The organism is Vreelandella sp. 2A-K22, from assembly GCF_054065485.1.
In genome coordinates this window covers 50,971-62,057 of record NZ_JBSUGC010000022.1, presented here as the reverse complement: position 1 = coordinate 62,057, position 11,087 = coordinate 50,971, and the positions used below count along the sequence as shown (strand labels likewise).

Genomic DNA, 11,087 nt, shown 5'->3' with positions numbered 1-11,087 from the left:
TGCGGCGACTGGCGCGGAATTTGACGTTGGGCATGGCACTGTCTGGGTGAATGGCGATATTCGCTATATTGCCATGCAGTTCAGTAGGTTAGAAGCATTCCTGGGGGCCGGTCTCACGGATTCAGGTCATTGTAAAAGGAGGGGTTGTCCTGAATCGTAGCCAGTACCTTCGCGGCTAGCCCCGTCGGGTTACTACGCTTGGTTTCCCAGCTTTTGATGGTGTCCACGCTGGTTCCCATAGCCTCGGCAAACTCAGCCTGAGAGACGTGTAGCTGGGCGCGGATAGCTTTTACATCAGCCACCTCATGGCGCGTGAGGCGGCTGGTCTTCGCTTTGCCTTGTTTGATCTCAACGGCTTCCTGCAGTGATGATTGCAGTTCGTCAAAAATGCTCATTCAGAAACCTCCGCCTTCAGTTGGTGGGTCAGTGTTTTCAGAGCGGCCTTTTCAGCGGGCGTTAAGCTGTCCTTCACGCTCTTGGGGTAGGCCAGTATCAGGTAGATTTTTTCTGCCGTTGCCAAAAAGTAAATAACCCGAGCGCCGCCGCTTTTGCACAACATTACCCAACCCACCAACGCCAGCCAGCAGCACAAAGCATACCCATCGCAATCGATACCAACGGATTCCTCATCACTACCGCCATAGTACCCGCCGCAATGGCCGCGAGCCGAACGCCGCCGTCACCATGCACGATGATGGGCGTAATAACGGCAATCAGAACTGAGCTAGACATGGCATCGACGAATCGCCGCACGCGTGGACTTAGCGGCACACGCGACATGATTAGCAGCCCCAGCACTCTGGATCCATAAGCAATTACCACCATTAGCGTGATGGCTAACAACGACTGCCATACGGGGGATGGGCTCATGAGGCGCTTTCCCTTAACCAGCGTCCAGGCAGCAATACGGCCACCAAGCCACCGGTAATGGCGCCCACCATCACATGAAGGTAGGGCGGCAGCCACCAGTACGCCATTAATGCACTCGCCGCTGCTGCCAGCCAGGGTAGGGCCATTGCTGCTCGTGGGTTTCCACCGACAACGATCATCAGCAGAAAGCACAGCATGATCACATCAAGGCCGAAGCGTTCAGGCTCGGTAATGCCTCCGCCAAAGGCTAACCCTATTACGGTGCCCGCGACCCAGGCTCCCCATAGCGCTATCCCGCCACCTAGAAGAATGCCCAGGTTTCGCTCGCCGCGCTGATACTCTCCCAGCGCCATTGCCCAGTTGGAGTCGGTTAGCAGAATCACCATAGCGAATTGCTGGCGTTGAGGTAACGCCTTGAGCCAGGGATAAAGCGCCGCACTCATCAGCATATGCCGGGTATGAATCGCGAGTGTGACCGCCGCCAGAGCAAGCAGTGGCAGCGGCGAATGCCACATCTCAAGGGCAGCAAATTGCGATGGAGCCGCGAAGACAAACAGGCTCATTAGCATCGCCTCCCAACCGGCCAACCCCTGGTGCACAGCGGCTACGCCAAACGCCAATCCAAAAGCGATCGTAAAAACCGCCAAAGGTAGCATCATACGAATCCCTCGCCAGGTACCCGCAATATCCAGCCGAGTAGGATTTTCTTTTATTTTCATTGCTTAACCTTTCTACGCGAAGCCGGTCGTATCAAAAACAAACAGACCTGCTTGTTTTTTTATTATTTGAAGTCTAGATTGAATTATGTGCACGCGCCACAGCTGGTGACGTGTCAACAAGATGAAACAATACAACAGAAAAAAACAGCCGATTAAATCGGCCCAGGAAACTATATGAACTTCACTCGTAATACGCTGACACTCGCCGTTGGAGCGCTGGTCTTGCCTGTTGTTGCTTCTTCGGCCCATGCCGCAACTTCCTTTATTGCCAATTCGTTCTATGACCAACAACATCCCCACTCCCGTTACGGTTACATCGAGTGGGCAGAAATGGTCAAGGAACTCTCGAACGGCGAACTGCAACCCGAGGTTTATACCGGCACGGTACTGCTGGCACCACGGGCTAACCTGCAGGGTATCCAGGATAACGTGGTTCAGGTTGCTCACCATGCGGCTATCTACACGCCTTCTGAAATGCCGGTCGCGAATGCCGTGCAGGAGTTGGGGTTTAACTACGATGACCCGCTGATTGGCATACTGGCGGTGACAGACTTCAGCCTTAATAATCCCACTCAGCTAGCCGAGTGGGAGGAGCTGGATATTGTCTACCTGGGCGCCTATAACACGCCTTCCTATGTGCTGTTCTGCCGCGAGCCAGTCCGAAACCTGGAAGAGCTGCGCGGTAAACGTATTCGTACGGCTGGCTCGACTGTTTCCGCCTGGGTCGAGCAAGCCGGGGGAACGCCCGTCAATGTGCCTTCCAGTGAGATGTATAGCGGCCTTGATCGTGGCTCGTTGGACTGCGCCTCAAATGCGGCTAACGACTTGATTGACCGCTCATTGTGGGAGGTTGCCGAGCACACCACGCTGCTGCCGACCGGTATGTATTGGTCTGGCCCTCAGTGGGGGTTCAACTCGGGCTTTTGGGCTAGCCTCAGCGATGAGGAGCGCGATGTCTTCAAAGAAGCGACGGCCAAAGCAATGACCCGCATGATTGTCCAGTACCTCGGCGCTTCTGAAGCCGCACTGGAAGAAGCCGCCTCCCACGGCAACAACATCTACGAGCCCGAAGAGGATCTGATGGCTTCCGTGGAGGCTTTCCGCGATGAGGCCTTGGCCAATGTCTACGATAAGGCCCGCGATGAGTATGGCGTTGAAGACCCGGAAGCGCTGATTGATGATTTTATCGCGACCTACGAAAAGTGGGATGCCTTAGTCAGCGAGGTTGATCGCGAAGACGAAGAGGCACTGGCCGAACTGGCCATGCAAGAAATCTACAATAAGCTTCCCGCAGACTACGGAATCTATTAACGCTGGAACACTTAGGCCGCCGCATTGAGGCGGCCTAGGCCAAATAAGGGTTCGCTATGACGAAGCGACAGAATCAAGAAGAACGCTCACGCCAAACCCAGGCTCGGGTGACGCAAGCGACTATCGAGTGCATTCTCGAGAAGGGCATTCGTGCCACTTCAACCGTGGATGTCGCACGTCTGGCGGGCGTTTCCCGTGGCGCTTTAGTTCACCACTATCCTTCTAAGACATTATTGATGCAGGCGGCGCTTGAGGACTTGCTGAGTCGCGAAGTCGAAAGCGTAAGAGAGATGGCCGTGAAGGTTAAAGCGGGTGAGCTTAACTTTGACAGCCTGCTTAAAGCGCTGCATGAGCACTTCAAGGGTGACCTTTATATGGTGACTCTCGAATACCTCACTAATGCGCGAACCGACCCCGATATCATGAAAGTGCTGATACCGCTGGCAGCAAAGTTCAATGACTCTTTGGAGCAGATTTGGGAGCAGTTAGTCGCCAGTTCCAAGCACACTTCACATCAGAATCGCGTCGCCCTGAACGCCACCTTGTGCATGATGCGAGGTATGGGGGCGCAAAGCATTTGGCGTGATGACCCTGAACTCTACCGCGATATGCTGCTGTTCTGGAAAGAGACGCTTCTGGAGCTGGGTTTTTCTGCCTCAGATGCGAAGAGGAGTGAGCCTGTATGATCGCCAGACACGTGGAGTCGTTGAGCCAGTGGATCGCCAAAAGTGCCATGGTGCTGGCGGCACTGTTTCTGGTGCTTATGGCGCTGCATGTCTCACTTGATGTAGGCCTGCGCTATTTATTCGGAAAGTCGTTTACCGGCACCTTGGAGTTTGTCTCTTTTTACTACATGGTCGCCGTCGTCTTTCTGCCGCTCGCTTATGTGGAGCTTCAGCGGGAACACATCAGCGTGGATGTGTTGGTGGGAAGGCTCCCGCCGGTAGCCCAACTGACGCTTTACCTATTTGCCAGCACCCTTGGGCTCCTCTATTTCGGCATGCTCTGTTACCAGAGCTATCTAGATGCAGTGCGCGCTACGGTTCGAATGGAAACGGCCATGGCCAACTTCACCTTCTACCTATGGCCCAGCCGCTGGGCGTTACCGGTTGGCTTTGCAGCTATGTGCCTGGCCATCCTCGCCAACATGATTAAGGCGCTGCAACAACGCCAAGCCCTGTAGGAGTTTCCTAATGAGTAATATCGAGATAGGTGTGGCAGGCATTGCCATCGCCTTGGCCCTGATCGCCCTGCGCGTGCCAATCGGCGTTGCGCTGGGGTTGGTGTCGATCATTGGCATTGGTGAAATGACCAGCATGCGTGTGGCCTGGGGAATGATTTCTGCCACTCCGTTTGACTTTGCAGGTACCTGGGAACTGACTGCGGCACCTATGTTCCTGTTTATGGGCTATTTGTGTACCAGCACCAATATGACCCAAGGTCTGTTTCATGCCATGCGCCTTTATCTGGCGCGCTTGCCAGGCGGCCTGGCTGTTTCCAGTGTTATGGCCTCTGCCTTCTTTGCTGCAGCCTCCGGCTCTAGCGTCGCAACATCGGCGGCCATGTCGCGGATTGCCGTGCCCGAAATGCTCAAGCATAACTACGACAAGGGGCTGGCCACCGGTACCGTCGCCGCATCTGGAACACTCGGCTCGCTGATTCCCCCAAGCGTGTTGCTGGTGCTCTATGGTGTTTACGCCCAGGTGTCGGTGGGTCAGCTGTTTATGGCGGGTTTCATTCCCGGTGTGCTTTCAGCGCTGCTTTATATCGCCATGATCATGGTGCGAACCAAGCTTAACCCCAGTTTGGCGGGCAACACGGATGTACGCTCTAGCTGGGACGAGAAGTGGGATGCCTTTAAGCATATCTGGCCGTTGCCGTTGCTGATCGGCTCAGTTCTTGGCGGGATTTTTCTGGGTGTTTTCTCACCTACCGAAGCAGGGGCGGTGGGTACCTCCATTGCCGCTCTGATCGCCTTGGCACGTCGCACGCTAACCTTTTCAGCCATTCGGGAAGCGCTGATTCGCACGGCGGTGAGCACGGCAAGCATCTTTATTATTCTCATCGGGTCACTGTTTTTTACCCGCTTTCTAGCCATGAGTGGCGTGCCCGCTGCTTTCTCCGAAATAATCCTCGGTGTCAGTACCGAGACCTGGTGGATCATTCTCGCGGTGGCAGTGATCTATCTTGTGCTGGGTATGTTTATCGACTCCATTGGCTTACTGCTCCTCACTCTGCCGTTAATTCTGCCCTTAGTGGAAGGCGCAGACCTCAACTTGATCTGGTTCGGCATCATCGTCGTAAAGCTGCTTGAAGTGGGGCTGGTCACTCCGCCTATCGGGCTCAATGTGTATGTCATCAAAGGTGCCTTGGGCAATAGCGTCACCCTGTCTGAAGTCTTTAAGGGCGTCGCCTGGTTCATCGTCATGGATATTGTTGCCCTATTGCTAATCGTGCTGATTCCAGCGCTTTCGCTTTACCTTCCGCAAAAGATGTTTTAACGCCACTCTCACAAGAACTCTCACAAGAACACTCACAAGGAATACTCATGACAACGACACGCTTTATTAATGCTAACGTCATCGACACGCGCAACGGAAAAGTACTCGCCAACCAGCAGGTGCGTATTCAGGATGGCCGTATCGTCGATGTGAGCGATTCGCCGCTAGAGGGCAGTGATGATCACGTCATCGATATTCAAGGCCACTTCCTGATGCCCGGTCTGGTTGATTCGCATGTGCACGTCACGGCAATTACACCCAATTTTGCTCTGCTTGAGACACTTTCGCCTTTCTATGTCGGTGCCAAATCAAGCGAGCTGCTGGAAGCTATGTTGATGCGCGGATTCACGACCGTGCGCGATGCTGGCGGTGCAGATTACGGTCTAGCCAAGGCTGTCGATGAAGGTGCCCTGGTCGGCCCGCGCATCATGTACGCCGGGAATGCACTCTCCCAGACCGGAGGCCATGCTGATATGCGCGGCCCAGGCCAACAAACCTTTGAAGGCTGCTTCTGCTGCGCGGGTCTAGGTCGTGTTTGCGATGGTGTAAGCGAAGTACGCCGGGCCGCACGGGACGAGATCAGAAAGGGTGCCACCCAGATCAAGATTATGGCGTCTGGCGGCGTTTCTTCACCTACCGACCGTATCGACAGCACGCAATTTTCGCTTGAGGAAATTGATGCCATTGTGGAAGAAGCCTCCGCCGCCAATATTCATACCATGGCACATGCCTATACGGCGCGCGCTATCAACCGGCTTATCCCCAGAGGCGTCAAGACCATTGAGCACGGCAACCTTATGGACGAGGAGAGCTGTCGGCTATTCCTTGAGTACGACGCTTACCTAACGCCGACTCTCTGCACTTACGATGCCTTAGCGAAGGAGGGCGTCGAAGCGGGCATGGCCGAGCACCTACAACGCAAGGTTTATGATGTGCTGGATGCTGGCGGTAAGGCACTGGAAATGGCTCAACAATACGGTGTCAAGATGCTATACGGCTCTGATCTTCTTGGCCGGATGCAACGCCATCAACTCAACGAATTTCATTTACGCAAAGATGTAGTGCCCACCGACGAGCTGATTCGTGCAGCCACTAGCCACGCCGCCGACGCTTATGGTCACACCGGCGATTTTGGCGAGATTATCCCAGGCGCAAGGGGAGACGTAATCGTGCTTAAAGACAATCCTTTGGACGATATTAATGTTCTTACTCAGCCCGATGAGCAGCTCATGCTAATTATGAAAGGGGGAGTAGCTTACAAAAATGTTCTGTAGTCAGGCTTAATGCTGCTTAATAAAACGCTGCGTAATGAAGAGGCCAGCCAATGGCCTCTTTACCTAGCCCGTTGGCGTTACAGAGGAAGGGGGCTTATTAAATGCTTGATCAAGCGTTACGCTTCCTTTCTTTATATCACCGGTAACATTTTGGCGTATAACGCGCAATCATCGCTATAGCAATCGCAGGACGCCTCGATTAGGCCTAGTCGATCAAGCACCGTGATGGTTCCACGCTGGTAACGGATTAGGCCTCGCGCCTGCAGGGCTATCGCCGCCAGGGTAATGCCTGCACGTCTAACCCCGAGCATCATGGCCAGAAACTCATGAGTCAGATTCAACTGATCGGTACCCGCGCGATCCTGAGTTATCAGCAGCCAGCGGGCGAGGCGCTCTTCAATCCGGTGGAAGTGATTACACGCCGCGGATGTCGCCAGTTGCTTCATCACGACATAGATATATCGCTTTAGTCGCTGATGTAATACTGGGCTACCGGGTAGTAGCTGCTGAAAGCTTTCAGCAGTCATGCGTAGAGCCGAACCAGCCCCTTGAACCAGCGCGAGTAGCGGCGCCTCATCAATGCCTAGTGCTAATGAGCTACCCAGCATTCCTTCCCGGCCCGCCATCGCGACTTCCAGCCGTTTGTCAGTATCGATGACGACAATCAGTGAAATGAAGCTATCGATGGGAAAATAGACGTGGGTAAATGTCTCTGTGGGCTGTAGCAGTACTTCACCAAAGCTAAGCTCCACGGTGTCGCAGGCAGCCATAAAGGCATTTCGCTCGACTTCCGGCAGCTCAACAAGGAGTTGATTGGCAGCGGGAACGTTCAAAATAGACGTCATGTGCCTCTCCGGTTATAAGAACCTGGCAAACGGCACAATGAAGGTGTAAATCATTTTGATGTCGGCTGCAGATAGGCCATCATCAGCGTTATTGACGGACTATGCGCATATTAACATTGGGTAAATCACTCGTCGGCACGCTAGCGTACATAACGTTGGAATGGTGTTTACGGGTAGATTGATAGTAGGGATTGAAGGATTACATTACGTCATGGTGGTTGAGTAGGCGGTCGTACTCGCGCTTAACCACCGCGTAACACTCGCAGACCCGATTCTCTAGCCCAGGCCTGTCAATGATGGTGATATGCCCGCGGTTGTAGGAAATCAGCCCTGCTCGCTGGAGTTTCCCTGCGGACTCGGTCACGCCTTCGCGCCGCACGCCCAGCATATTGGCAATTAACTCTTGGGTCATAATCAATTTATCGCCCGGTAGCCGGTCGAGGCTGAGTAGCAGCCAGCGGCATAGCTGCTGATCGACGCTGTGATGGCGGTTGCATACCGCTGTCTGTGCCATCTGCGTCAGCAAGGCTTGGGTATAGCGCAGAAGTAGTCGCTGCATAGGGCCCGCGCGATAGAATTCGTTTTTGAGTAATTGCCCCTTAAGGCGGTAAGCCTTCCCTGCACTCTGCACAATCGCTCGGCTGGGGGTGGTCTCTCCGCCCATAAACAACGAAACGCCCACCACTCCTTCATAACCCACTACGGCAATTTCCGTCGAGGCACCATCTTCCATTACGCACAGCAGTGAGACGATAGAATCCAATGGGAAATAGACATGGCTCATTTGCCGGCCGGATTCGCTGAGTGACTGACCCAAGGACAATGTAACCTGCTCAAGATGAGGCAACAGATGCGCAAGGTCTTCTTCGGGTAATAAGCCAAGCAGAGCGTTCTGCTGGAGTTCTAGCATCGCACCTCTCCCCCTGTTGTTGGCTGTCGCGCAGCTTTTGATCAAAATTGTCTGAGTAAGATGTTATTTTCTAATGTTTTTTACTGTTATCACAAATTTTTATACAGATATCGTTTTAGTATAGGCTATCGGCAGGCCAACTCAGTACGCTAACGTACATAAGCCTCTTGGAACAGGCTTAGAAACGACGTGTTGTATAAGAGAGAATCGTTGGAGAGGGATAGTTATTGCAGGAGTTTTTCACCCCCATGTTCGCCAGCGCACAGCCAACAGATAGTTAACTGTTTAATGTAGATATAAGTGTGGCAACGGAAATGCCTAAACAGGACGTTGCACTTTGCGCTGCAGGGAACGCAGCGCCTCTCTTCTCAAATCTCAACTGCTAAAGCATCTAAGCAGTTGAGATGCATTGGGTACAGTCTGTTGGTATCGCCTTCAGTCAACGTGGAAAATCCCCGCATTAGGCCATTGAAAGCAACTATTCAAAAGCGCTATCATGAATGCTAATAACAACGATTATCATGATGCTTATTTCTCTGCTTCCTCTTTGCTCCTAATTCCAACTGAGACTCTATCATGCCTCGTCTGCCGTTTGCCCGTCGTCCTTTGGCGCGCTCAATTTCCGCACTGATCCCCGTCACTGCGGCGCTTTTTTGCGCATCTGCCTATGCTCAGGAAGAAACCACTTCCAACGATACCGTGGTGGTTACGGCCACGGCACTGAAAGTCGATACCCTGCTAGTAGAGACGCCACGTCCGGTCTCAAGCGTTGACCGTGAAGAACTGGAAGCCCGTAACGTCCAACAGCTAGATGAAACGTTCCGCTATCGTGCGGGCGTGTTGTCGGGCCATTACGGTAGCGATAACAATACCGATTGGCTCAAGGTGCGCGGTTTTGATCAATCGACTTACCAAGATGGTCTGCGAATCTACCGCGAAGGGTTTTATCAGTGGCTACCCGAGCCTTATGGTTTGGAGCGTATCGAGGTATTTAAAGGGCCTTCATCGATTCTATACGGTGAGGCACCTCCTGGGGGCTTGATCAATGCGGTCAGTAAGCGTCCGACTGAGACGCCTCAAGGGGAGGTTAATTTACAGCTCGGCAACCGCAACCACCGCCAAGTCGGCATCGACACCAGCGGGCCGCTGGGAGAGTCAGACGATGTGCGCTATCGCTTGGTGGGATTATACAAAGAGCGCGACGGTGATTTAAACGCCACGGATAACGAGCGCTACTATTTTGCGCCGAGCCTGGCGGTTGATCTTAGTGAAGATACTACCGTTACCTTTTTAGCCAGCGTGCAAAAAGATGATGGCGTTCCCGTTAATGGCTTTAAGCTGCCCTATGGCACTGTGGAAAACACCCCCTTTGGCCGCATAGACCCACAGACCAACTTGAGCGAACCTGGATACGACCAGGATAAACGCACTCAGTGGGGGCTTGGTTATGAGCTTCGCCACGCTATTAACGATACCTGGTCGTTTGAGCAAGACCTGCGCTACAGCGAACTGGACTTAGAGCTACGCAGCACCTACGCACTCTCCATGGTTGATGATCGCCGCGCATCCCGTGGACTGGTTTATCGCGATGGTTCCATTGATAGCTGGACGATTGATAACCGCATGGTGGGTACTTGGTACGGTGATCGCACCGAGAATACGCTGCTGCTGGGTGTTGATTACCAAAACTTGAGCCTGCGTGGCCAGGAAGGGGATAACTATGCGTTCGGCGAGCCGATTGATATCTTTAACCCAACCTACGGTAACTTTACGCCGATTGCAGAAGAAGATCTGCTAACTCGGGAAATCGATAAAGAGCAGACCGGTCTGTATGCCCAAAACCAGCTGCGTATCGATGACCGCTGGGTGCTGCTGGGCGGCGTACGCTACGACCAAGCGGAAACTGATAACCGTAATCAAACCGCAGGAACCACTCAGCGCTCAGATGACGACCAAGTGTCTTGGTCAGGTGGCGCAATGTATCTGGGTGATAACGGTGTTAATCCTTACGTTAGCTACACCGAGTCATTTGATCCAGTGGGCCGAGTTGACGATGCGGGCGACCTGTATGATCCCCGTGAAGGTCGTCAGTGGGAAATAGGCGCTAAGTTGGCGCCATTCGACTGGGATGGCTATGTAACGGCGGCAGTTTTTGATCTGGAAGAGACCAATACTCTAGTGACCTCTCCAGCAGGCTTCCAGGTACAAGAGGGCAAGCGTACCTCTCAAGGCTTTGAGCTGGAAGGGGTGGGTTATATTACCGATGCGTTAAAAGTCACCGCGGCCTACACCTACACCGATGCTCGTCTGGAAGGCGATGAGCGTGCGCCGTTAATCCCGCGCCACCAAGCATCAACTTGGTTGGATTACGCCTTCACCGGCGGCGCGTTAAATGGTGTGACGCTGGGTGGCGGTGTACGTTATGTGGGCAGCACCGTTGATACCAGCGTCGCCGACAACACAGCAGTGGATAGCTACACCTTGGTCGATGCCATGGTGGGCTATGAGTTTGCTGACGGTTGGCAGGCCCAGGTCAACGTCAACAACCTCACCGATAAAGAGTACGTGGCCAGCTGTGAATACTGGTGCTATTACGGTGAATCCCGCAGTGTGATTGGCAGCGTGAAATATAGTTGGTAAGGCCCAGTGCAAACCAC

Annotated in this window: 12 protein-coding genes; 6 read left to right on the top strand and 6 right to left on the bottom strand. The window is 53.5% G+C overall.

Annotated features, from left to right (window positions below; all coding sequences use genetic code 11):
- Window positions 1–113: 113 nt before the first annotated feature.
- The 4 genes from nadS to ACW17M_RS22760 are packed head-to-tail and all read right to left on the bottom strand — an operon-like array spanning window position 114 to window position 1,589.
- A complete protein-coding gene (gene nadS / locus ACW17M_RS22775) occupies window positions 114–395 on the bottom strand; it encodes a NadS family protein (RefSeq protein WP_457548150.1) in 282 nt (93 codons plus the stop codon).
- Window positions 392–559, bottom strand: a complete 168-nt coding sequence (locus ACW17M_RS22770; RefSeq protein ID WP_457548149.1) for a hypothetical protein — start codon at window positions 557–559, stop codon at window positions 392–394. The genes nadS and ACW17M_RS22770 overlap by 4 nt, the downstream gene beginning before the upstream one ends.
- Window positions 559–870, bottom strand: a complete 312-nt coding sequence (locus ACW17M_RS22765; protein ID WP_457548148.1) for an AzlD family protein — start codon at window positions 868–870, stop codon at window positions 559–561. Before ACW17M_RS22765 ends, ACW17M_RS22770 begins: the two co-directional genes overlap by 1 nt.
- Window positions 867–1,589, bottom strand: coding sequence for an AzlC family ABC transporter permease (locus ACW17M_RS22760; protein WP_457548147.1), 723 nt, complete (start codon window positions 1,587–1,589; stop codon window positions 867–869). Before ACW17M_RS22760 ends, ACW17M_RS22765 begins: the two co-directional genes overlap by 4 nt.
- 174 nt (window positions 1,590–1,763) lie before the next feature.
- Between ACW17M_RS22760 and ACW17M_RS22755 the strand changes: the two genes are divergently transcribed.
- From ACW17M_RS22755 to ACW17M_RS22735, 5 genes are read left to right on the top strand one after another with little or no spacing between them, the layout of a single operon-like run.
- Window positions 1,764–2,900 (top strand): C4-dicarboxylate TRAP transporter substrate-binding protein, encoded by a 1,137-nt coding sequence (locus ACW17M_RS22755; RefSeq protein ID WP_457548146.1) that lies wholly within the window; start codon window positions 1,764–1,766, stop codon window positions 2,898–2,900.
- A gap of 56 nt (window positions 2,901–2,956) precedes the next feature.
- Entirely contained in the window at window positions 2,957–3,586 is a 630-nt protein-coding gene (locus ACW17M_RS22750; RefSeq protein ID WP_138801454.1) for a TetR/AcrR family transcriptional regulator, read from the top strand.
- Window positions 3,583–4,083: a TRAP transporter small permease subunit gene (locus ACW17M_RS22745; RefSeq protein WP_138801455.1), complete on the top strand. Its 501-nt coding sequence runs from the start codon at window positions 3,583–3,585 to the stop codon at window positions 4,081–4,083. Before ACW17M_RS22750 ends, ACW17M_RS22745 begins: the two co-directional genes overlap by 4 nt.
- A gap of 10 nt (window positions 4,084–4,093) precedes the next feature.
- Complete coding sequence (locus ACW17M_RS22740; RefSeq protein WP_022522415.1) at window positions 4,094–5,401, top strand: TRAP transporter large permease; 1,308 nt, start codon at window positions 4,094–4,096, stop codon at window positions 5,399–5,401.
- A 47-nt stretch (window positions 5,402–5,448) separates the two neighbouring features.
- Window positions 5,449–6,675: a metal-dependent hydrolase family protein gene (locus ACW17M_RS22735; protein ID WP_138801456.1), complete on the top strand. Its 1,227-nt coding sequence runs from the start codon at window positions 5,449–5,451 to the stop codon at window positions 6,673–6,675.
- A gap of 131 nt (window positions 6,676–6,806) precedes the next feature.
- Here ACW17M_RS22735 and ACW17M_RS22730 read toward each other — a convergent pair whose 3' ends face one another.
- On the bottom strand, window positions 6,807–7,520 hold the full coding sequence (locus ACW17M_RS22730; RefSeq protein WP_027958581.1) for a Crp/Fnr family transcriptional regulator: 714 nt from the start codon (window positions 7,518–7,520) through the stop codon (window positions 6,807–6,809).
- 199 nt (window positions 7,521–7,719) lie between these two features.
- Window positions 7,720–8,430 (bottom strand): Crp/Fnr family transcriptional regulator, encoded by a 711-nt coding sequence (locus ACW17M_RS22725; protein ID WP_138801457.1) that lies wholly within the window; start codon window positions 8,428–8,430, stop codon window positions 7,720–7,722.
- A gap of 576 nt (window positions 8,431–9,006) precedes the next feature.
- Between ACW17M_RS22725 and ACW17M_RS22720 the strand changes: the two genes are divergently transcribed.
- Window positions 9,007–11,070, top strand: coding sequence for a TonB-dependent siderophore receptor (locus ACW17M_RS22720; RefSeq protein WP_457548145.1), 2,064 nt, complete (start codon window positions 9,007–9,009; stop codon window positions 11,068–11,070).
- Window positions 11,071–11,087: the final 17 nt, after the last annotated feature.